The sequence below is a fragment of the Streptomyces sp. 2A115 genome, from assembly GCF_052245575.1.
Taxonomy (GTDB): domain Bacteria; phylum Actinomycetota; class Actinomycetes; order Streptomycetales; family Streptomycetaceae; genus Streptomyces.
This window is the reverse complement of record NZ_JBQQCG010000045.1, coordinates 19,952-41,113: the sequence shown is the minus strand read 5'-3', so window position 1 is coordinate 41,113 and position 21,162 is coordinate 19,952. Positions and strand designations below refer to the sequence as shown.

Here is a 21,162-nt window from a genome sequence, read left to right as displayed (position 1 = left end):
GTCTGCGGTCACACCCACATGCCGTTCGTCAAGGACGGTCTGCACGGCGAGAGCGATCCGGGTATCGACGTCGAACAGCCGCTGGCGGCCGCCCTCCAGGGAGAAGGAGGTCATACGCTCGGCAGCGGCCCGTACCCGGCTGGTGAGCGAGCTGTCCCGCATCCCTCGGTTGAGCGCGGTGACGCCGTACGCCCACAGGCGGTCCGTCAGCCGATGCATCTCCGGGCCCTCGAAGCGGTCCGCGCGGGCGCGGGCCACCTGCTCCGCGTCGGCGGCGAGCCGGCGGCGGGACGCCAGCACCGGGTCCTCGTCCTTCAGCATCCCCGTGGTGGTGCCGCGCTGTGCCGCCAGGGCCCGGAGCAGTCGGTGAGTAGTCAAGACGGATCCCTTCAACCACCGTTCTATGTGGTCACCGACGCCTGTAGGGAACGAAAGACGAAAATCTCGCGCGGTGATCGGGCGCAACTTTTAGAGTGCGAGATGACGAAGGGGCCGCGGACCGGGATCCGTCAGGCCGACGGCAGCGTCGTCACCGGCCGGTTCGACCCCGCCACCGAGACCCGGCTCGCCGCCATCGACCGCGACGCGACGCAGCACGTCGAGGGCAACCAGCGCGTTCAGTCACGACTCGGCTGAGCGTGGGTGTCCCGGCCGGTAGGGTCGCGCGCATGTGGGTGGGATTGGATGCGGTCGACTGGGCTGGGCTGAAGCACAACTACGGGTCTGCCGAGGACGTACCCGGCCTGCTCCGCCGATGCGGGGGTCCGGATCCGGACGATGCAGACGACGCCTCATCCGAGGTACTCAACCTGCTCTTCCACCAAGGTGGTTGGGTCTGTTCCGCCGCCTCGGCCGCACTGCCCTTCGTGCTCCGCCTGGCTGCGACACCGCAGGTGCCGAGCCGCTGCGCGATGCTGGAGCTGGTGGCGATGCTGGCAGCGGAGGCCGGTCGGATCGAAGCCCGGTTCCTTGATTCCGGCTGGGTAGCCGCGTGGGACCAGGCCCTGCCCGAGTTGCTGGGCCTGCTGGATGACCCCGAGCCGGAGATCCGGCGGGCCGCAGCCGACGTGCTCGGTGTCTGCGGCAGCCCCGGTGAGTTGGTTCTACCTGGGCTGTTGCGGTGCTGGGAGGTGGAGGAGGATCTGGCTACCCGCCTTGAGCTGGTCCTCTCACTGGGCCAGGCGGCCCTGCGCGCACCAGTGGGCGCGCAGGGCGTCGAGGTCTTCGACGTGCTCCATCGTCTGCTCGACGCTCCACAGGCTCAGATACGCCTGGCAGCAGTGCACGCGCTCACGCCGAACGACCCGGGCCTGCCTGCCCGACGGCTGAGCCTGATACTCGAAGCGGTCCGGGACCCAACCGTCGAGCTGTGGCGGCATACCAGCTCGGTACAGACCGGGGTACTGGGTGTCCACTCCTGGACTGCGGGGCTGATCACCGGCCCGGCCCCCACGTTCACGCTCGGCGTGCTGGCAGACCATCACGACGACGATCAGCGGATCGGTGCCTTGGCCCAGGCGGGCAGGCTGCTGTCTCAGTGGCACTCACCGACCGCTGCCCTTCTGCCACGCCTCGTCGCGCGACTGGACGATCCCGCCCCTGAAGTCCGCTTCCGGGCGGCCGAGCTGTTGGCCTGCCTCGGCCCGGCAGCCGCCGCCCACGCCGACGAGCTGGCCACACTCCTCTCCGACACCGCAGCCCGCACCACACGCAAACGGGAGACCGTCGGCGAGGCTGCCCTGTGGGCCCTGGCCCGGATGAACGATCCCCGCTGCCTGCCGGGCCTGATCGAACTGATCGCCGGCACACGCTCCGGCTTCGCATCGGCTTCCGCCCACTACCCCGCCACAGGCCTGCACCCTGTCACCCTCCCCGCACTCCATGAGGTGCTGGGCTACCTCCAGGATCACGCCGAGCCGCTCCTTCCGTTGATCTGCGACCAACTCGACTCCGCCACGGATGACCACCTGCTCAACCGGCTCTGCGACGTACTCGCGGACTGGGGGCCCGTGGCAAAGGCAGCGGTTCCACGGCTGCTCGGCCTGCTGGAGGACGACCGGACCTGGATGGCTGCGGCGAAGGCCCTGGCAGGGATCGGCTTGGCGGGGAACGGAGCACGGGACCTGCTCTTGTCCCGATCGCGTGCCACCGGACCGCATACGGCACTCGCGGCTTGGGCGTACTGGAGAGTCGGCGGTGAACCGGGGCCAGCCCTGGAAGAACTCGGACGCAGCGTTGAGGAGCGAGGATTCCGCCATCCCGTCCTGCTCAAGCTCGCCGGCCTCGGATCGCATGTCGCCCCCTACGCGGACCAGCTCAGGGCGCTGACAGCCGATACCGACCCCTGGACTCGCGTCGAGGCAGCGCACGCCCTGTGGGCTGCAACCAGCGACACCGAGACCGCTGTCCCGGTGCTCACGACGGCCGTGCTGGATCTGACGAAGGGCAACTACCTGCCCGTCATGCTTCCCGCCCTGGACCACCTGGCGAAACTCGGGCAAGCAGCCCAACCTGCCGCACACCTCTTGCGTGACGTGCCCGCCCGTGACCAGCGGCTGTGTACCAACGGCGGCTGGCGAGGCTTCGTCCAGGACGAGAACGTCCGCAACGCCGTCAGCGAGTTGCTCAGCGCCTCCGGTCTATCCGCGTGAGGTTCGGCTGCGGGCCTGGCCGGACTCTGTCAGCCCTCTGATGTTGGATGCAGACGTGACCATCCACGATGTTGCTCGGCAACTGCCCGCAATTCCCGCGCTTCGCGATCACTGCCGCTCGATGCCGATGCTGGAAGCGATACTCAGCCCGGAATGGGCCGATCGGCACTACTCCTTCGCAGCCCGCGTCGCGGGCGACCGCAAGGGGCAGGGCGCCGATGTTGGCGATCGGGGTGGGCCCACAGGGCGGTTAGTTATGGGACCACTTGGGCGGTGGAGGGGGAACGTGGCGATTGTTGGGGTGTGTCCCTGAGCCTGAACGGGATCCTGCGCCTGCCGTAGTGATCAAGCCTTGACCAGGGTGCTGAGGGCGGTCATGGTGTGCTGGCCCGTGGGGAGCGGTGCTGCGCTTCACTGATCGCGCCTTCGCGATCGGCACCAGCCGTAACCCGCTCGTCCGCCTTGCCCGCACCCGGCTCGCCCCGCGCCTGGCCCCGTTGGCGCTGCGGTGACAGGACCGCGCGGGCGGGTCTTCCGTACGGTCTCCGAGCTGGGCATCCACTACCGGCGAAGCCCCGCCTGCGGCGTGGGTTCGCGGTCGCCGAGGAAGGGGCCGCGGGCGGGCGACCGGCTGCCCGACCTGCCGCGCGGGCTCCAGGCGCGGAGTTCGGGGCCGGGCTGGCACCTACTTGTGTCCGGACCGCCCGAGCTGTGGCCCGACGAACGCATCGCCTTGGTCCTGCGCGGACGGGACGACCTGGTCGGCGTGCACCGGCTTGGCGGCGAGAGCCCGTGGCCGGACGTGGTCCAGGGGCTCGTACGCTCTGACGGCTGCCTCGGTTTCGTCGCGCGCGGTGCAGATCTCGAAGGGCTGCGCGCTTACCTGGAGCGTTGGCTGCCCGCACAGCACGGTTGATTCGTACGGCGACCGGGCCGTGTGGGTCCGGCCTCCGCACGCCCTGCGTGTGGTCAGTGTTGTGCCGGGACGCCGAGGTCGTCGAGGAGTCCGCGGACGCGGCGCTCGATATCGTCGCGGATGGGGCGTACGGCCTCGACGCCCTGGCCCGCCGGGTCCTCCAGCTGCCAGTCCAGGTACCGCTTGCCGGGGAAGACCGGGCAGGTGTCGCCGCAGCCCATGGTGATGCAGACGTCCGACTCCTTCACCGCGTCGACGGTGAGCATCTTCGGGACCTCGGCGGAGATGTCGATGCCGACCTCGCTCATGGCCTCGACGGCGGCCGGGTTGACGCCTGCGCCCGGGTTGGAGCCGGCGGAGCGGACCTCGACGCGGTCTCCGGCCAGGTGGGTCAGCCATGCGGCGGCCATCTGGGAACGGCCGGCGTTGTGGACACAGACGAAGAGTACGGACGGCTTGTCGGACATCAGGAGGTCTCTCTTGATCTCGCGCCCGTCAGGCGACACCTGGCAGGCGACAGAGGAGGGCACGACCACATCAGCACCCGATGGTGTCAGTCACCACTGATGTGACAGTATCAGTGCATGCTGACGTCAGTCGACACTGATCTGATGCGGGTCCTGGCTGACCCGCTCCGCCTCCGGATCGTCACCCTGCTCGCCAAGGAGACGCTCTGCAGCACGCACCTGATCGAGGAGACGGGGGCCAGACAGACCAACCTCTCCAACCATCTGAAGGTCCTGCGTGAGGCCGGGGTCGTGGAGACCGAGCCCTGCGGCCGGTTCACCTACTACCGGCTCAAGCCCGACGTCATCGCCGCCCTCGCCGGTCAGTTCGCCGACCTCGCGGAGACCGCGCGCGCCACCGCCGAGAACAACGTCAAGCGGTCCTGCCCCTGATCCCCGCCCCTGCGGCGACTGCACCGAGGAGTCCTATTGACCGCCACCGAGGCCACCGAGCACGACAGAGCCAGGGAGTCCGCCACAGCCGTGGGCGCCGAGCCGCGGCCCGCGCCGGGTGCCACCCCGCCGCGTACCCCGCTGGTCGCCCGAGCCGCCGCCGAACTCGTAGGCACGGCGCTGCTGGTGGCGGTCGTGGTCGGCTCCGGCATCCAGGCCACCGAACTGACCAAGGACGTCGGCCTGCAGCTGCTGGCCAACTCCACGGCCACCGTCTTCGGCCTCGGCATCCTGATCCTCCTGCTCGGCCCGGTCTCCGGCGCGCACTTCAACCCGGTCGTCACCCTTGCCGAATGGTGGACGGCGCGACGCGGCGGCGCCGGGGTCACCCTGCGCGAGGCCGCGGTGTACGTCCCCGCGCAGATCGTCGGCGCCATCGCGGGCGCCATCCTGGCGGACGCGATGTTCGGCAAGCCGCTGGTGGAGTGGTCCACGCACGACCGGTCGGCGGGGCACCTGCTGCTGGGCGAGGTCGTCGCCACGGCCGGCCTGATCCTGCTGATCTTCGGCCTGGCCCGCACCGACCAGCTGCGCTTCGCACCGGCGGCCGTCGCTTCGTACATCGGTGCGGCGTACTGGTTCACCTCGTCGACGTCGTTCGCCAACCCGGCGGTGTCCATCGGCCGCGCCTTCACCGACACCTTCGCGGGCATCGCGCCGGGTTCGCTCCTGGGCTTCATCGGCATGCAACTCGTCGGCGGTATGGCAGGGCTGGCATTGGTGGCCCTCATCTTCATGCGCGGACCATCGGCCGAATGACCAACAGGACGCAGGTGGTGGTGATCGGCGGCGGCCAGTCCGGGCTCGCCGCCGGCTACCACCTGCGCCGCCTGGGACTCGACTTCGTCGTCCTCGACGCCCAGACCACGCCGGGCGGGGCCTGGCAGCACGCCTGGGACTCGCTGCGTCTGTTCTCCGCGGCCGCGTACTCCTCGCTGCCCGGACGTCTCATGCCGGCGCAGAGCGGCGAGACCTACCCCGACGCGCAGCACGTGGTGGAGTACCTCGCCGAATACGAGAAGCGCTACGAGTTCCCCGTTGAGCGGCCGGTACGGGTCCTGGGCGTCCACCGGGACGGTGTGCTCCTGCGGGTGGAGACCGACTCCGGTACCTGGCACGCCCGCGCCGTGATCAGCGCGACCGGCTCCTGGTGGCGGCCTTTCCTCCCTGCTGTCCCCGGCCAAGCGGTCTTCGAAGGCCGCCAGCTGCACACGGCGGAGTACCGCAGTCCCGCCGACTTCGCAGGCCAACGCGTGATCGTGGTGGGCGGGGGTAACTCCGGCGCCCAGATCGCCGCCGACCTCGCCTACGACACGGCACTGACCTGGGTGACCCAGCGCCCGCCGCGCTTCCTCGCCGACGACATCGACGGGCGTGCGCTCTTCGACGCGGCCACCGCCCGCCGCCGTGCCCTGGACGAAGGGCGCACGGACACGGGCGGCGTCGCCTCGCTCGGGGACATCGTCGCCGTACCATCCGTACGCAAGGCCCGCGACCGCGGCCTGCTGAAGGCGAGCCCGATGTTCTCTCGTCTTGTCCCCGGTGGCGCCGAGTGGGCCGACGGCACGCGCGCCGAGGCCGACGCCATCATCTGGTGCACCGGCTTCCGTCCCGCTCTCTCCCACCTTGCCCCGCTCCAACTCCGAGGCCGACGCGGCCACATCGCCACCGAGAGAACCCAGGCGGTGGACGAGCCGCGCCTGTACCTGCTCGGCTACGGCGACTGGACCGGACCCGCCTCCGCGACGCTCATCGGTGTGGGCCGCCCGGCCCGGGACGCGGCCCGTGAGATCGCGGGCCGCACGGCCCTGGCCCCGACCGCTTGCCACAATGAACCACTCCCACGAGGGGCTCAGCCACACTGATCAGCACAGCCAAAAGGGGTCGGACACGGTGTCGCAGGAACAGCGCGGCCTGGTCGAGCGGATGGAAGATCACCAGGTCGCGATCTACCTCGGCGCCATGGCCCTGGGCGGCCTCCTCGGCTGGGCGGCGCCCGCCGCCGGCCCCGGCCTGGAGCACGCCATCAACCCCGTCCTCGGCGCGCTGCTGTTCGTCACCTTCCTCCAGGTCCCGGTCTCGGATCTGCTCCGCGCGCTGCGCGACAGCCGGTTCCTGTCCGCCGCGATGACCGTGAACTTCGTGGTCGTACCCCTCGTCGTGGCGGCCCTGTTCGCGTTCCTGCCCGCAGACCAGGCGGTTCGGGTCGGCGTGCTGCTCGTGCTGCTGTGCCCGTGCGTGGACTACGTGATCGTCTTCAGCGGACTGGCAGGCGGCGACAGCCGCCGCCTGCTGGCCGCCACCCCGCTCCTGCTCGGCGCGCAGATGCTGCTCCTGCCCGGCTTCCTGTACCTGTTCGTGGGCCCGGACCTGGGGAACATCGTCGAGGCGGGCCCGTTCCTCGAAGCCTTCCTCTTCCTGATCGTCATCCCGCTCGCCCTGGCCTGGGCCCTGCAGGCGTGGGCCGCGCGCCGTCCGGCCGGCCAGACGGTCTCCGGCGCCACGACCACCGCCATGGTGCCGCTGATGGCCGCCACCCTGATCACGGTCGTCGCCTCCCAGGTTCCCAAGCTGGACGGCCGCCTCGGCGACGTGGCGGCCGTCATCCCCGTCTACGCCGTCTTCCTGATCGCCATGGCCTTCGCCGGGCGCGTGGTGGCACGCCTGTTTCGGCTCGACGCCCCCGCGTCCCGGGCCGTCGTCTTCACCGGCGCCACCCGCAACTCGCTGGTCGTCCTGCCGCTCGCCCTTGCCCTGCCCGACGATCTGGCCGTCGCCGCGGTCGTGGTGGTCACCCAGACCCTCGTCGAGGTCATCGGCATGGTCGCCTACGTACGCCTCATTCCACGGCTCGTACCGGCCTCGGACCCGGATCGGGCAACGGCCACGACCGGCTGACCTGCCGTCCTGACCGACGACACCGGCCGCCGTACGGGCCGGATCCCGACCGCCCAGGTCCAGCGACGGGCCGGGAACAGCGCGTGGGTCAGGCCACAGCCGACGCGTTGGTCAGCAGCTGTCCCATTGCGGCCAGCACGGACGGCTCGACGCGGTAGTAGACCCAGGTGCCGCGCCGCTCGGAGGTGAGTAGTCCGGCCTCTTTGAGCTTCTTCAGGTGGTGGGAGACGGTCGGCTGGGAGACGCCGACGTCGGAGATGTCGCAGACGCACGCCTCGCCGCCCTCGTGCGAGGCGACCGCGGAGAACAGCCGCAGCCGCACCGGGTCGCCGAGCGCCTTGAACATCCGCGCGGCCGCCTCGGCCTCCTCCGCGCTGAACGGTCGCTCGGTCAGCGGCGGGCAGCACGGCGCCACGGCCTGGCCGGCGGCGGGCTCTATCAGCGGCAGCACCTTGGCATTCGACATACGTCTATGTTGACACACATCGAACCAAGCGGGCGAGGCCCGGCATGGTCTGGCCCCGGGTGAGGCGGTGCGCCGGCCGCCGCGCGACGCGGCCGGCGTCCCGGCCCACGCCGCGAAGCGAGTTGAACGACAGGCTGCGCTGCCACTCCAGCCGACGAACGCCAGCCCCGGGTGGGTGAGCGAGGCGCCGTCGTGATGCCGGGGCTGCCCCGCCGCGTCGAGGGCGCCGTCGAGGCCGGTCAGGTAGGGAAGGGCGGGTCGGTAGTCGGTGGCAAGGACGATCGCGTCCACCTCCTTCCGCGTCGCGTCCGGCCAGAGGGCCTTGACGCCGTCGATGCCGGTGAGCAGCTCCCGCCGGACCGGCGCCCCCTGGGGGAGGGTGGCCCGGTAGCGGCCGTCGTCGATGACGAGCCGGGTCGGCGGGGTGTGCGGAAGCCGACCGAGCGGCGCGATGTCCAGCTCGGTCCGCTTCAGCCAGAAGTGCAGGTCACGACCCCCGATGCGCTGGCGGGCCAGCGTCACCCAGGCCACGTGGCGAGCTCGGCTGCGATCTGCGCGGCGGAGTTGCCCGCTCCCACCACGACGACCGGCTACGCGGCGAACCGCTCCGGGCTGCGGTAGTCGGCGGCGTGCGGCACCAAACCGGTGAAGCTTTCCAGGACCGGCAGTGCCGGGCGGTGCGGGCGGCCGTACGTGCCCGAGGCGACGACGGCGCGCGCCGCCAGTCGGCCACCACCCGCCAGATCCACCCCGAAACCCCGTCGGCCGGGCGGACGGCGGTGACGCGCCGGCCGGTGCGGATGTCCGCGTCCAACCGGGCGGTGTACGCAGTGAGGTAGGCGGCGACCTCGTCCCGGTACGGCTAGCGGTCCGGGGCGGCGCCGGGGAACGGCATCCCGGGCGGTGAGCTGTACCGGGCGGGCGAGAACCGCGTGAGGCTGTCGTAGTAGCGCGGCCGCGACCCCGCCGCCCGATCGGATGCCTCCAGTACCACCGGCTCGATGCCCTTCTGGCGTGTCGCAGGGCGTGCGCCGTGGCCAGCCCGGACTCCCCCCCCGCCGATCACCACGACATCGACGTGCTCCACGGATACACCCTGGATTCGATGAATGTCTATGTTGACGTTCGTCGAATCAGGTGCAATGCTGGCCGTGCAAGCCATCGACGGATGTCGAAACACCGAGGAGTCGACCGTGAACGCGCCTGCCACCACCGAGCTGCCCGTCGTCGTGATCGGGGCCGGTCCCGCCGGTCTCGCCGCCGCCGCCCACCTGGTCGGCCGCGGCCTCACTCCGCTGGTCCTGGAGGCCGGCCCGGTCGCCGGAGCGGCGGTGCGCGAGTGGGCGCACGTGCGGCTGTTCTCCACCTGGGGCGAGGTCACCGACCCGGTCGCCGAGAAGCTGCTGGCCCCCACCGGCTGGGTGAAGCCTGACGCCGCCACCTACCCCTCGGGCGGGGACTGGGCCGAGCAGTACCTCCAGCCGCTCGCCGACGTCCTGGGCGAGCAGATCCGCTTCGGCGCCACCGTCACCGGCGTCTCCCGCGCGGGCCGGGACCGGATCGTGGACGCCGACCGCGAGACCCAGCCGTTCGTCGTCCACGTCGCCCACGCGGACGGCCGCGAGGAGCGGCTGTTCGCCCGCGCGGTGATCGACGCCTCCGGCACCTGGACCACCCCCAGCCCGGCAGGCGGCAGCGGCCTTCCGGCCCTCGGTGAGAAGGCCGCGTCCGACCGGATCACCTACCGCGTACCGGACCTCAAGGACCCGGCCGTGCGGGCCCGGTACGCGGGCAGGCGCACCGCGGTCATCGGCTCCGGCGCCTCCGCCTTCACCGCGCTCGCGTACCTCGCCGACCTCGCCACGTCCGACGACGGCACCGGCACCAAGGGCGTGTGGATCCTGCGCCGGGGCATCTCCGGCTCTACCTTCGGTGGCGGCACCTCCGACCAGCTCCCCGCCCGCGGGGCCCTCGGCCTCGCCGCCAAGGCCGCCGTCGACGACGGCCACGCCGACGCGGTCACCGGCTTCCGCACCGACGCCATCGAACGCGACGCCGACGGCCGTCTGGTCCTCGTCGGCGAGGACGGCCGCCGCCTCGACCCGGTCGACGAGGTCATCGTCCTCACCGGCCTCCGCCCCGACCTGTCCTTCCTCTCCGAGCTCCGCCTCGGCCTCGACGAGCGCCTCCAGGCCCCGACCGCCCTGGCCCCGCTCATCGACCCCAACCAGCACTCCTGCGGCACCGTCTACCCGCACGGCGTCAACGAGCTCTCGCACCCGGAGAAGGACGTCTACCTGGTCGGCATGAAGTCCTACGGCCGCGCCCCCACGTTCCTCGCGATGACGGGCTACGAGCAGGTCCGCTCCATCGCGGCAGCGATCGCAGGTGACCAAGAGGCCGCCGAGCGCGTCGAGCTGACCCTGCCGGAGACGGGCGTGTGCGGCGGCGCGGGCCTCTTCGACGACCCCGAGGCCGCACAGGCCGGCGACGGCGGCGGCTGCTGCGCCACCCCCACCATCCTCCAGATCGGCATCGGCGCCCCGGCAACCGCCTCCGGCGGCTGCTGAACTCCCCACCCATCCAAGGAGGTTCGTCATGTCCCGCATACAGCTCGCGCTCCGCGTCCCCGACCTCAACGCCTCGGTCGCCTTCTACAGCAAGCTATTCGGCACCGCGCCCGCCAAACTCCGCGACGGCTACGCCAATTTCGCCATCGCCGAGCCCCCGCTGAAGCTCGTCCTGATCGAGGGCGCGGCGGGCGAGGCGACCCGCATGGACCACCTCGGCGTCGAGGTCGACAGCAGCGAAACGGTCCACGCTGCCACTGTCCGCCTGGGCGAGGCCGGCCTGGCCACCGACGTGGAGAACGACACCACCTGCTGCTACGCCCTCCAGGACAAGGTCTGGGTCCACGGCCCCGGCCAGGAACCCTGGGAGGTGTACGTCGTCAAGGCCGACGCCGACACCCTGGCCAAGCAACAGGGCAGCACCTGCTGCGCCAGCCCAGCCGAGGCCGACACCGGCGCGAAGGAACCGGCCGCCGCGGGCGGCTGCTGCTGACCCGCCGATGACCGACCTCCATACCGGCGGGGCCGTCACCGGGACGGGGGCCGGTCACGGCCCCGCGCCGCGCTGCCCGCCCTGTGCGCCACCCAGATCACCAGCCGGGGCATCGTCTACTACGCCTTTCCGGTCCTGAATCCGCAGATCACCGCCGAAGCCGGTTGGTCCGCAGGCGCGACCACGGCGGCGTTCTCTGCGGCGTTGATCTTCTCCGCGGTCGCGGGCATTCGCGTGGGACGGATCCTCGATCAGCGCGGCCCGCGCATCGTCATGACCGCAGGGTCGATCCTTGGCACCATCAGCGTCTCTGATCAGCTAAGTGATTCCGTGTCAGACGTGGTGTCTGGCGCGGGATCTGTCCACCGTGGATGGGTGGCGTGAGCGTGCAGGTGGAATCTCCCGCGCCCAGTGCTGCCCCTTGCGGCCGGTGACCGGTGGTGGGTGTGCTGATCGTCGTCACGCCCTGGTGCCGGTGGGCTGCGCGGGGCAGCCGGGGCCGGTCCGTGTGAGCGTGTCCCCCCGGACGCTGGCCCGCCGGACCCGAAGGGCTGGTGGGGGGCCCTGCGTCGCCTGGGCGCGGGGCGTGCTGTCTGTCGCCGGGTGAGTCCGGTCTTGGACCGGTCCCGGCTGGTCCTCGCGGTGGTCGGGGTGACCATGGCTTTGGCTTCGAGTTTGTCTACCACCGAGCGGATGACCATGGCACCGCCGGCGCGTTCGGTCACGGTCTTCGCCTGGTGGGTGAGGCCGCGTGCGGCGATGCGCTTCCATGCACCCGCGTCGCGGTCGCCCTGATAGCCGCAGGAACTGCAGACAGCCCACTTCCAGCCCTGGGCGGTCGGGAGCTTTACGGTGCCGCAGCGGGACCAGGCACGGCGGGCAGTGTTTGGAGGTGTTCCGGGCCGGGACCCTCACGACGGCGATACCTGCCTCGGCGGCCAGGTGCCGCATCCGGTCCACGATCTGCCCGCGCACCTGCTGGGACATACGCGTGTTAATGCTGCGGCCCATGCCCTTGGCCTCCATCGAGCGAAGATCTTCGACATGGATCACGGTTGCCGAGGCGGCGATGGCCTGATCAACCGTCCAGCGGGCGGCGGACCAGGCGAGGGCGTCATTGAGGTTCGACCGGCGGTCGCAGACGTGTCGGATCTCGGCGGTGAGGACCTGATGCCTGGAGGACAAGGGGTGTTCGGCATGGCCGCCGGTGAGCCGCTGGTAGTGGTCGGCCTTGGCGTGCAGGTGCTCGGACAGGCGGCGCAGGCGGTGCTGTTTCGCGAGGACACCGGCGGCGCGGAACATGCCCCCGCTGCCGGGGGCGGTGATACGCCCGTCGTCGTGGAGCCGGGCGGCACCAGCAGACAACAGCGTGTTAAGGCCCCAGTCCACGCCGAGTGCGACCGTGTGCCCGGTTCGCTGGGCCTTCGGGACAGCGTGCGTGTAGGCAAGATCGGCCCGCACCTTGCTCTGGTGGATGCGCAGGGCAGGCAGGTGCAGCACCGCGTTCGCGGGGACCGTGGGCGGCAGCGGGACCGGGCAGGCGACCCACGTCCAGTCCCGGTGGGACTGCGGGTCGGGGCGGGTGGGGAGTTGCAAGCGCAGCAGTGCCCGGCCTGGTTCGTCGCCGCGTTCGATGGCGGCCTGCTGCCCGTCGCAGGCGGACAGCAGCAGTATCCGCGCGGTGCGGGGCGCTGCCTCCAGCTCGAACACATCGACCGGGAGCCGCCACCTCGGCACCACGCTCCCTGCCTGGATCGACGCCGTCGACGCCAGCCAACTGCCCGGCCTCACCAACTTCGCACTCCACATGCTCCGAGGCCTCAACGCGGTGACAGCCGGACTCACCCTGGAGTGGAGTTCCGGCAGTGTCGAGGGTGCTGTGAATCGCATCAAGAAGATCAAGAGGCAGCTCTACGGGCGCGCCGGGTTCGAACTACTCCGCAAGATGATCCTGCTGCAATAGCCTCCGCGGTCATCAGGCAGCATGAGCCCGACTCCCCGTCGCGCCACGCGCATGGCCGGGAACACGAGGGCATGCAGGGCCGGCGAGCGGTACCAAAATGAACGACGGAGGCCAGACATGAAGACAGATGAGGACCTGGATTCGCTCCGCTGGGCGGCGGCCTGGATGTGCGTCACCTTTACCCATGGCCTCAGCCCCGAGGAGGTGTTCACCCGGTACGGGGCCGACCCGGACCAGGCACACATACTCGACTGGGACGCGGCCTCGGACCTACCCTCGGGCGACTCCGGCGACGGGATGGTCTCGCTCTTGCGGTCCGGGAGGATCGGTGAATGGGCCTTCAGCGTCGAGGAGGAAGGTGGCATCAGCTTCGGGGAAGCAGTGCTCGCGGAGTTGTCTCGGGGCACTGAGACATACAGCGTGGCGACCACCGACGGAATGGACGTCTTCCAGTACTGGCGTGACGGCGAGTGCGTCGAGTACTTCGAGCCCGGCATGGAGCACACCCGGTCCGAACCGCTCGGCCCCTGGTGGGAACGGGTGGAAGCGGCACTCGCCGCGCACGAAGGCAAAGGTGCCGGGATGGCACCTGTGGTGGCCCTCGTACTGGACCACCTCGGCATCACACTGGACGACGCCGTCCTCGCCAGGCCGTGGCCCAGCCTGACGCTCGCCGAGGACGACGCCCCGTCGGAGCCACTGGGGGACACCTACGCGGGCGAGGGACCGGTTCCGCCTGGGACTATCGTGATCTTGTAAGACCCTACAGCGGTCCGATCATGGCGCTTGAGTCCCAGGATCGTCGTTCCTAGCTCAAGCGTCATCTGTCACTCTCCGCGTTCGCTCCCCAAGATCTGTGCCAGAGCCGAATTCTGACGTCACCATCGGGGTTGCGGTGTCAAGCTGGATGTGCTCAGTAAAGGAGCACCCCCGATGCGGCCTGGCCAGTCGAAGGTCGAGTTGTACGCCGCGCTGCGGCGCGACTCCCGCGATGGCATGTCGAACCGGGCGTTGCAGTGCAAGTACGGCGTCACCTGGAGCACGGTCAACAAGGCCCTGACCTCGGTTTGGGCGCAGCCACGCACGACAACCGCTTCGGCGCGGCCGTCGAAGCCGGATCCGTTCACGCTGCTGATCGACGAGATCCTGCTCATTGATCTGGACGCGACCAGGAAACAGCGCCACACCGTCACCCCGGATCTACCGCCGTCTGATCGACGAGCACTCCTCGTCCGAGGCGTTGCGTTGACCACTTGAACCCGCACCGATGAGAGGGCAAGCGTCCTGCGAGCAACCGCGCGGTCCGGCCAGGGACTGAGAGTCCGGTGTTTATACCTTGCTCGCGACCACCATGTAGTTCTCGGCCTCAAGATCGAACGTGCTCAGTTCCGTTTGGAGTCCGACCCGGTGCAGCTCGACTTCGAGTTCCTCGTACCGGTAGGGCCAGCAGGACAGCAGTTCCGAGCGGACAAGAACCAACCCGGTCGCATCAACTTGCGCGATCGCAATCTCGATGTGGTGCTCCTCCTCCCAATGCGGCGCAATCTCCCAGCGGTAGACCACGACGGCATCGCGACCGTTCCGGCGGACGAGTCGGTCACTGATCTCCAGCCGGGAACCTCTGGCCCTCACGAGTTCCCAAGTGCGGGATGTGAGTACTAAGCGCCCGCCGGGGCACAGAAGCCGTGACATCGACTCCAGAGCAGCACCCCTGCCTGTCGCGCCCGCGGCATGGTGAAGCGAGTTGCCAACGCAGAACACCATGTCGAACGTGTTGTCCTGGAAATGGTCGGGCAACTCTTCCCAGTTCGCCCGTACGGCCCGGACGGATGCCCCGAACTCCTTGGACAACTCTGCAGTCCGACGAACCATCGCCTCGCTGGCGTCAGTTGCGACAACCTGCATGCCACGACCGGCGAGGCCAACCGCCAACTGTCCGGTTCCGCACGAACAGTCGAGGACGTGAGCGTTCGACGGCAGGAGATTGAGGACGTCGTCGAACGACGCAGCGAACTCGGCTGGAGGCAACTTTGCATCCGAGATGAGCCATTCGTACACCTCGGCAAGCACGTCATAGCCTGTCACAACCACTACCTCCGTCACCGGCAGACTCACGGTAGGACGTCAGTCCATCAGCGGAGCAAGCCGGGCACCAATGGTTTTCGCAAGGATGGCTCTGACGGTGTTTGTGGGTTGTCAGTTGTCCGTCTGAGTGGATGTCACCGGCTGGTTAGCTGGGAAGTTGTTCGTGAGAAGTAGAGTCACTCGCGGGGTTGCGGTGGCAAGGTGAATGTGCTCAGTGAAGGAGCACCGCCGATGCCGCCTGGTCAGTCGAAGGTCGAGTTGTATGCCGCGCTGCGGCGTGACGCTCACGAGGGCATGTCGAACCGGGCGCTGGAGCGCAAGTGCCGGGTGGGCTGGCGGACTGTTCAGAAGGCGCTGAGTTCGGCGTGGCCGCAACCTCGGGAACCGTATGCGCCTCGCCGTTCCAGCTGGATCCGTTCAAGCCGGTGATCGACCAGATGCTGCTGGCTGATCTGGATGCGCCGAGGAAGCAGCGTCACACGGTGGTCCGGATCTATCGCCGGTTGATCAACGAGCACGCGATGGACGACGTGTCCTACCAGGTCGTGCGCGCCTACGTCGCCAAGCGGAAGCCGGAGATTCGGGTCGAGGCCGGCCGTGGCCCGGCGCAGGTGTTCATCGAGCAGTCGCACCTGGCCGGCGCCGAAGCCGAGGTCGACTTCGGCGAGGTCGCGGTCCGTTTGCGGGGCGAGCTGGTGAAGTGCCATTTGTTCTGCCTGCGGTGGTCGTTCTCCGGGAAGGCGGTGCACCGACCCGTTGACCGCACTATCGGCGTGTCCTGCGTGTGGGCCGCACCTTGCCCGATCAGCGAAGCCGACATCCGCGGCTACCTCAAGGAGACCCGGCACCGACAAGCGCGGATGCAGCAACGCACCCGCACCCTGGTCCCCGTCCTCCCGCAGCTCGTCCGCGCCGCCGAGGACCGGCTGCACCGCGCAACCCTCCTCCTGGACGCGGCCCGATCCGCGAAGCCCGGCGAGGAATTCACCATCGAGGACCGGCGGTATCGACGCACCGGCCGGAAACGAAGCAACTGGCGGCCCACCGCGCTGTTCATCACCCCGGCCGACGAGCCCGGCCCGCGGTTCGACGCCCGAATGCGAGGAGAACAACGCCTTCTGGACCTGGGCCGGCATCGAGGTCCTGCGACGCACCGGCACCAGGATCGAGGAACTGCTGGAGCTCACCCACCTGAGCCTGCGCCAGTACCAGGCGCCCACCGGCGAGACGGTGCCGCTGCTGCAGATCAGCCCGTCCAAGACCGACCGCGAACGCGTCATCCCCGCCGACCCGGACCTGGTCGCGGTGCTCGCCAGAATCATCCGCCGCATCAAAGGCCCCGACGGGCGGGTCCCGCTGCTGAACCGATACGACGGCTACGAGCGGGTCTTCGGCCCGTCGCTGCCGCACCTGTTCCAGTGCCCCTCCCAGCACCGGCTGCAGGTCATCTCCGCCAACCGCATCCGCGAACTCCTCACCGATCTCGCCCTGCAGGCCGGCATCGTCGATGTCGACGGGACACCGCTGAGATTCACGCCCCATGACTTCCGCAGAATCTTCTCCACGGAGACCGTCAACGGCGGCCTGCCGATCCACATCGCCGCGAAGCTACTTGGCCACCTTGATCTCAACACGCCCCAGGCATACGTCGCGGTCTATCCCGAGGAGGTCATCCGCCACTACCGGCAGTTCGTCGACCAGCGCCGGACCCACCGCCCCAGCGAGGAGTACCGCGAACCGAGTGACATCGAATGGCAGGAATTCCGTGACCACTTCAGTCTCCGCAAAGTCGCCCTCGGCACCTGCGACCGCCCCTACGGAACCCCTTGCCAGCATGAAAACGCTTGCGTCAGATGTCCCATGCTCCGCCTGGACCTGGCCCAGGAACCCCGACTTCTGGAGATCGAGACCAACACCCGCAAACGTCTCGGGGAAGCCCAGCGGATGCAGTGGCTCGGCGAAGTCGCCGGACTGCAGGAGAGCCTGCGGCACATTGCCACCAAGAAACAACAGGTCAAACGACTACGAGAGCAAACTGACCAGGGCGAAGCCGGAGAGAATGCGCTCGGGTGATTACACGTCCCGGCGCCTCTCGCCAGCCCTTTGCAGCCATTGCTTGGCTGCGGCGCTGTTCTTGTGTGTGAACGCTCACGATATTCGGCTCTGTCGAGGATCTTGTGACGTCACCTGCCTGATCTGGGCATCTACCAGGTGTGCAGTTCAGGGGGTTTGGGACGGTTGCTGCCGCATTTGGCCGGTGTGGTGGTCGAGTCGATCGAGCGTGCGGCCGGAACGGTCACGTTCTACGCTCACTCCGCGGAACCGACGGCGAGGTGCCCAAGATGCGGGGTGGTGTCGTGGCGTGTGCACGGCCGCTACGCGCGCCAGCTCGCTGACGCGCCCGTCGGCGGAGCCCCGGTGGTGGTCGAACTCGTGGTGCGCCGGTTCAAATGCCTCAACCCGCAGTGTCCGGCGGTGACGTTCGCCGAGCAGATCGAAGGGCTGACCAGCCCGCATGCCCGGTACACGCCGCTGCTACGCACACTGCTCACCTCGATCGCCGCTGTTCTGGCGGGTCGGCCCGGTGTGCGGCTCGCGGCCGCGCTGAGCATCCGCGTCGCCAAGGACAAGCTCCTTGAACTCCTACGCGGATTACCGGAGTTACCACAGATCAGCGTGCGGGTCCTCGGGGTCGACGACTTCGCGCTGCGCAAGGGCAATTCGTACGCCACGATCCTGGTGGACCTGGAAGGACGGCGCCCGGTCGATGTGCTGCCGAGCCGGGACGCCGAGCCGCTGGCAGCCTGGCTGCGCGGCCATCCGGAAGTCGAGGTTATCTGCCGTGACCGGGCTGGCGCCTACGCCGAAGGCGCCCGGAGAGGGGCTCCGCAGGCCCGGCAAGTGGCAGACGCCTGGCACCTGCTGCGCAACCTCGCCGAAGCTGTGGAGAAGACGGTCGGTTCCCATCACCAGTGCATCCGCAAGGCGTTCATGACGGCCCCGGCCGTCACGGAGTCCGCCACGGCGCCCAAGGAGACGGCGGAGCCACCCCCGGAAGCGGTGCCGTTCGTCCCGCCGGACGGCACTCGGGACGTCCTCGGGCACCCAAGGCTGCTGGTGGCCCGCACCGCCGAGCGGTACACGGCGGTGCAGCAGCTGCTGTCCGAGGGCAAGTCCCTGGCCGCGATCGGCCGCCAGTTGCGGCTGGACCACTCGACCGTACGGCGCTTCACTCGCGCCCGGAGTCTCGACGAACTGCTGGTCAAGGCCACCAACCGGGCATCGATCCTGGACGAGCACAAGCCCTACCTGCACCAACGCTGGCGCGAGGGCTGCCACGACATCCCGCAGTTGCACCGTGAAGTGCGCGCACGCGGCTTCACCGGAGACATCCAGTGCGTCCGCCGCTACTTCCGCCCCTTCAAAATGCCGCACAGCCCCAAGCCGAAGAACCCGCCCGTGCCAACTCCCGAGTCCCGGCCTGCCCCGAAACCCCGGCGCGTCGCCCGCTGGATCATGACCAGCCCCGGACACCTCGCCGAGACCGACGCGGCCGAGCTCAAAGAGATCCGGGCTGCCTGTCCACACCTCGACGCCACCGCACGCCACGTTCGCGACTTCGCCGACATGATGCGCGATCTGCGGGGTGAGGAACTGCCCGCATGGATGGACCGCGTCCTCGCAGATGACCTGCCCGCCCTGCATTCCCTGGTCAACGGCATGAGACGGGACCTGGATGCGGTCACCGCCGGCCTGTCCACCCCCTGGAGTTCTGGCCAGGTTGAGGGGCACGTGACCAGAGCCAAGCTCCTCAAGCGCATGGGCTTCGGCCGGGCCAACCTCGACCTCCTCCGCAGACGCATCCTCTACAGCTCGTGAAGACCTGTAGTTGGCGTTGACGTGACACCCAGTCCAGAAGGTGTGTCAGGTTCGGTGATCGGCAACGCGCTGTTGGGCTGGTGCTTCCCACGGTGTGGCAGATGCGCCTGCATCCCTTGAAGACGCAGATATCGCCTGTGCGTTCTTGGCACAATTACTCCATGCTGCGACGCTGCCGGACGGTTCAGAACAGAGACGTTGCCCGGATGATGCGGGGGTTCTTCTCCGGGCTCTCTTCGGGTGAGCGAGGGGATCCTGAACAGGTTGCCGTGAAATATTCGATGCGCATGTGGGGGCGCGTGGGATCCAGCCTAAGGGTTCAGAAGAAGCTATCTCGGTCTCGCTATTACGTAGGAATATCTGCCAACATTGCCGACTTTGAGGATGTGACGAAACGCGTGGCTCTGGTCTCCGACACTCTGCTTCTGTCTGGTGACTGGAACAGCAGCTTCCACCCGGTGACTCAGTTCTCAACCGAACGATGGGCAGCCCAGTGGGTCTTGGATGATATGAACCTGCCCTTCGACGGGGACATGGACCGCTCGGTCGATACGCAGAGGCGGCTCAGGCATTCGATCGACAATCACCCGACCGAGTCCATCGGCATCCACAGCCCTGACCTTGCCGCGCTTGGGCGCTGGCTTCTGGACTCGGAGCCGCTGCTCAAGGCTGGCTTGACCTGGTACCTCCCCAACTACTCGACACGGGCCGGCCAGGTCGTAGAGGGCAGCATCGATCACGCGTCGTTCGGACAACCCGAGCAGGTGACCTGCATCGACTACCTCATCCATGACGGCCGGGCAGTCGACGCGTCCGGCGCACACCCGATCAAGAGCCGTATTGTCCGGCCGATTCTGGAAATAGAGCTGCCCTTTATTGACGGTGTAGGACTGAGAGACTTCAGTGACATCACCGCGTCCGAATTCAACTCCTATGCGGACTTCCGTACCTTTCTGCGGAAGTCGCTCCTCGAACTGGACGATGCAGTCAACGCAGTGCAGTCCGAGCAGGCGTTGATGAGGATCGCGGCTGACATCGAGCAGCAGCTGCACAGCATGAGGGCGCAGATGGCCATGGCCCGACGGCGCAGGGCCGTGGCGGTGAGCGGCGCGGCCGTGGGCACGGTCGGTGCCGTCCTGGCCGCCGTCTACGGCCCCGTGATGGAGGACGCCTTCAAGCTCATCGCGGCCAGCAGTGCAGGCAGCGGCATTTGGACGATCATCGACGCCGCCACAAGTAACAGCCCCAGGGAACTCAAGGAGGACCGTTGGCACTACGTCTGGGCCTTGTCTCGCAAAGCCCAGACGTTGAACTGAGCTGACCCCGCAGACTTCACAAGATCCCCGACAGAGCCCGATATTCCCCAGGGGGAAGTTCATGGACTTCCCCCTGGGGATCGCGAACGTGTCTGCGGCCGCACCCGGTCAATAGCGGCGCGGCGCCGCGCTTGTCAGGGCCGCCGACAGCTGCGGCGTTGGTCCGCCGGCGTCGGTTCAGTAGCCGATGGTGAAGCGGCGCTGGACGAAGCGGGGCAGTTCCGCCTCGTCGACGAGGGCGACGGCGGCGTCCTCCACCGAGATGCGGCTGCGCCCGTCCGCGTCAAGTACGGGCTGATCGCCGCCGATCCGGAACCGGCCCGTACGCTCGCCGGGCGCTATGTCCTCCGCGGGGCTGAAATAGGTCCACAACCGGTTGGAGGTGCGCAGGACGTCCAGGGCGTCCCGGTGGCCGCGCACCGCGGCGGTGTACTCCCTCGGCAGGCCGATCGCGTCGAGGGCTTCGTGCAATAGCTCATCGGAGTCGGCCCGTACGAGTCCGGGCTCGATCTCCAGACTGCCGGCGCCACCGATGACGATGAGCCGGGTCCGGGGGTGGCTCTCCAGCGCCTTCAGGAGTGCTCGCGCGGCGGTGGCGTACACCGTGGGATCGGCGATCGAGCGGGCCACCGTGTCGGCGATGTCCTTGGCGGCATTTCCGGGCTGGAACCCGCTGATCAGGACGTCGAGGCCGGGTATGACGGCGGCGATGGCTTCGGCGTCCAGAACGTCGACGCTCTGCCAGACGACGTTCTTCCGGTCCTCGTCGATCCGCGTGGCGTCACGGCTGAAGGCCGTGACGTGGTGCCCCCGGCCGAGTGCTTCGGCGACGACGCGACTGCCGATGCCGCCCGTGGCCCCGATGACTCCGATGTGCATGGCTCTCCCCTGGTGGTTGCTCGTGCGTCAGTCGCCCATGCCGTCATCTTCTCTTCACGGCACGCAGTAACTATACGGCGTGAAGTA

22 protein-coding genes and 2 pseudogenes are annotated in these 21,162 nt (G+C 68.9%); 16 read left to right on the top strand and 8 right to left on the bottom strand.

Going from position 1 to position 21,162, the window contains the following annotated elements:
* Positions 1–18: 18 nt before the first annotated feature.
* The 3 genes from ACTWQR_RS32415 to ACTWQR_RS32405 all read left to right on the top strand — a co-directional run bounded on the left by ACTWQR_RS32415 (position 19) and on the right by ACTWQR_RS32405 (position 3,567).
* Complete coding sequence (locus ACTWQR_RS32415) at positions 19–636, top strand: hypothetical protein (RefSeq protein WP_443230772.1); 618 nt, start codon at positions 19–21, stop codon at positions 634–636.
* Positions 637–668: 32 nt separating this feature from the next.
* Positions 669–2,651 (top strand): HEAT repeat domain-containing protein, encoded by a 1,983-nt coding sequence (locus ACTWQR_RS32410; protein WP_443230771.1) that lies wholly within the window; start codon positions 669–671, stop codon positions 2,649–2,651.
* A 508-nt stretch (positions 2,652–3,159) separates the two neighbouring features.
* A complete protein-coding gene (locus ACTWQR_RS32405) occupies positions 3,160–3,567 on the top strand; it encodes a hypothetical protein (RefSeq protein WP_443230770.1) in 408 nt (135 codons plus the stop codon).
* Positions 3,568–3,620: 53 nt separating this feature from the next.
* On the opposite strand, the gene ACTWQR_RS32400 is transcribed toward ACTWQR_RS32405, so the two are convergent.
* Positions 3,621–4,034 carry an arsenate reductase ArsC gene (locus ACTWQR_RS32400; RefSeq protein ID WP_443230769.1) on the bottom strand — a complete coding sequence of 138 codons (414 nt, stop codon included), beginning with the start codon at positions 4,032–4,034 and terminating at the stop codon, positions 3,621–3,623.
* A gap of 117 nt (positions 4,035–4,151) precedes the next feature.
* On the opposite strand from ACTWQR_RS32400, the gene ACTWQR_RS32395 reads away from it, so the two are divergent.
* Genes ACTWQR_RS32395 through ACTWQR_RS32380 form a run of 4 tightly spaced genes read left to right on the top strand, consistent with a single transcriptional unit; the run spans position 4,152 to position 7,424 of the window.
* Positions 4,152–4,466 (top strand): ArsR/SmtB family transcription factor, encoded by a 315-nt coding sequence (locus tag ACTWQR_RS32395; protein WP_443230768.1) that lies wholly within the window; start codon positions 4,152–4,154, stop codon positions 4,464–4,466.
* A gap of 36 nt (positions 4,467–4,502) precedes the next feature.
* A complete protein-coding gene (locus tag ACTWQR_RS32390; RefSeq protein WP_443230767.1) occupies positions 4,503–5,285 on the top strand; it encodes an aquaporin in 783 nt (260 codons plus the stop codon).
* Complete coding sequence (locus ACTWQR_RS32385) at positions 5,282–6,391, top strand: ArsO family NAD(P)H-dependent flavin-containing monooxygenase (protein ID WP_443230766.1); 1,110 nt, start codon at positions 5,282–5,284, stop codon at positions 6,389–6,391. The genes ACTWQR_RS32390 and ACTWQR_RS32385 overlap by 4 nt, the downstream gene beginning before the upstream one ends.
* Before the next feature lie 28 nt (positions 6,392–6,419).
* Positions 6,420–7,424, top strand: a complete 1,005-nt coding sequence (locus ACTWQR_RS32380; protein WP_443230765.1) for a bile acid:sodium symporter — start codon at positions 6,420–6,422, stop codon at positions 7,422–7,424.
* An 88-nt stretch (positions 7,425–7,512) separates the two neighbouring features.
* Here the strand turns inward: ACTWQR_RS32380 and ACTWQR_RS32375 are convergent, their stop codons facing one another.
* From ACTWQR_RS32375 to ACTWQR_RS32365, 3 genes are all read right to left on the bottom strand, one after another.
* Positions 7,513–7,890 (bottom strand): ArsR/SmtB family transcription factor, encoded by a 378-nt coding sequence (locus tag ACTWQR_RS32375; protein WP_443230814.1) that lies wholly within the window; start codon positions 7,888–7,890, stop codon positions 7,513–7,515.
* A 590-nt stretch (positions 7,891–8,480) separates the two neighbouring features.
* The gene (locus ACTWQR_RS32370; protein WP_443230764.1) at positions 8,481–8,639 is read right to left on the bottom strand and encodes a hypothetical protein; all 159 of its coding nucleotides are present in this window, start codon (positions 8,637–8,639) and stop codon (positions 8,481–8,483) included.
* Between the two features lie 113 nt (positions 8,640–8,752).
* On the bottom strand, positions 8,753–8,977 hold the full coding sequence (locus ACTWQR_RS32365) for a hypothetical protein (protein WP_443230763.1): 225 nt from the start codon (positions 8,975–8,977) through the stop codon (positions 8,753–8,755).
* A gap of 106 nt (positions 8,978–9,083) precedes the next feature.
* Between ACTWQR_RS32365 and ACTWQR_RS32360 the strand changes: the two genes are divergently transcribed.
* The 3 genes and pseudogenes from ACTWQR_RS32360 to ACTWQR_RS32350 all read left to right on the top strand — a co-directional run.
* Positions 9,084–10,460, top strand: coding sequence for an NAD(P)-binding domain-containing protein (locus ACTWQR_RS32360; protein WP_443230762.1), 1,377 nt, complete (start codon positions 9,084–9,086; stop codon positions 10,458–10,460).
* A 28-nt stretch (positions 10,461–10,488) separates the two neighbouring features.
* Positions 10,489–10,953 carry an ArsI/CadI family heavy metal resistance metalloenzyme gene (locus ACTWQR_RS32355; RefSeq protein ID WP_443230761.1) on the top strand — a complete coding sequence of 155 codons (465 nt, stop codon included), beginning with the start codon at positions 10,489–10,491 and terminating at the stop codon, positions 10,951–10,953.
* A 7-nt stretch (positions 10,954–10,960) separates the two neighbouring features.
* Positions 10,961–11,262 (top strand): annotated as a pseudogene (locus tag ACTWQR_RS32350) (MFS transporter); the annotation flags it as partial.
* A 150-nt stretch (positions 11,263–11,412) separates the two neighbouring features.
* On the opposite strand, the gene ACTWQR_RS32345 reads toward ACTWQR_RS32350, so the two are convergent.
* The gene (locus tag ACTWQR_RS32345) at positions 11,413–12,744 is read right to left on the bottom strand and encodes a hypothetical protein (protein ID WP_443230820.1); all 1,332 of its coding nucleotides are present in this window, start codon (positions 12,742–12,744) and stop codon (positions 11,413–11,415) included.
* Here ACTWQR_RS32345 and ACTWQR_RS32340 point away from each other — a divergent pair.
* From ACTWQR_RS32340 to ACTWQR_RS32330, 3 genes and pseudogenes are all read left to right on the top strand, one after another.
* Positions 12,686–12,916: pseudogene (locus ACTWQR_RS32340) on the top strand (transposase); the annotation flags it as partial. The gene ACTWQR_RS32345 and the pseudogene ACTWQR_RS32340 sit on opposite strands and share 59 nt — an antisense overlap.
* Before the next feature lie 117 nt (positions 12,917–13,033).
* Entirely contained in the window at positions 13,034–13,675 is a 642-nt protein-coding gene (locus tag ACTWQR_RS32335) for a DUF6461 domain-containing protein (protein ID WP_443230760.1), read from the top strand.
* A 174-nt stretch (positions 13,676–13,849) separates the two neighbouring features.
* Entirely contained in the window at positions 13,850–14,173 is a 324-nt protein-coding gene (locus ACTWQR_RS32330; protein WP_443230759.1) for a hypothetical protein, read from the top strand.
* 72 nt (positions 14,174–14,245) lie between these two features.
* Here ACTWQR_RS32330 and ACTWQR_RS32325 read toward each other — a convergent pair whose 3' ends face one another.
* A complete protein-coding gene (locus ACTWQR_RS32325) occupies positions 14,246–15,001 on the bottom strand; it encodes a class I SAM-dependent methyltransferase (RefSeq protein WP_443230813.1) in 756 nt (251 codons plus the stop codon).
* 344 nt (positions 15,002–15,345) lie between these two features.
* A complete protein-coding gene (locus tag ACTWQR_RS32320) occupies positions 15,346–16,188 on the bottom strand; it encodes a hypothetical protein (protein ID WP_443230819.1) in 843 nt (280 codons plus the stop codon).
* Between ACTWQR_RS32320 and ACTWQR_RS32315 the strand changes: the two genes are divergently transcribed.
* The 3 genes from ACTWQR_RS32315 (at position 16,136) to ACTWQR_RS32305 (ending at position 20,196) form a co-directional block, all read left to right on the top strand.
* Positions 16,136–17,074 carry a tyrosine-type recombinase/integrase gene (locus ACTWQR_RS32315; protein WP_443230812.1) on the top strand — a complete coding sequence of 313 codons (939 nt, stop codon included), beginning with the start codon at positions 16,136–16,138 and terminating at the stop codon, positions 17,072–17,074. The two genes, ACTWQR_RS32320 and ACTWQR_RS32315, sit on opposite strands and share 53 nt — an antisense overlap.
* Before the next feature lie 138 nt (positions 17,075–17,212).
* Entirely contained in the window at positions 17,213–18,880 is a 1,668-nt protein-coding gene (locus ACTWQR_RS32310) for an ISL3 family transposase (RefSeq protein ID WP_443230758.1), read from the top strand.
* A 398-nt stretch (positions 18,881–19,278) separates the two neighbouring features.
* Positions 19,279–20,196, top strand: coding sequence for a hypothetical protein (locus tag ACTWQR_RS32305; protein ID WP_443230757.1), 918 nt, complete (start codon positions 19,279–19,281; stop codon positions 20,194–20,196).
* Between the two features lie 177 nt (positions 20,197–20,373).
* Here the strand turns inward: ACTWQR_RS32305 and ACTWQR_RS32300 are convergent, their stop codons facing one another.
* Complete coding sequence (locus tag ACTWQR_RS32300) at positions 20,374–21,075, bottom strand: NAD(P)-dependent oxidoreductase (protein WP_443230756.1); 702 nt, start codon at positions 21,073–21,075, stop codon at positions 20,374–20,376.
* Between the last annotated feature and the right edge of the window lie 87 nt (positions 21,076–21,162).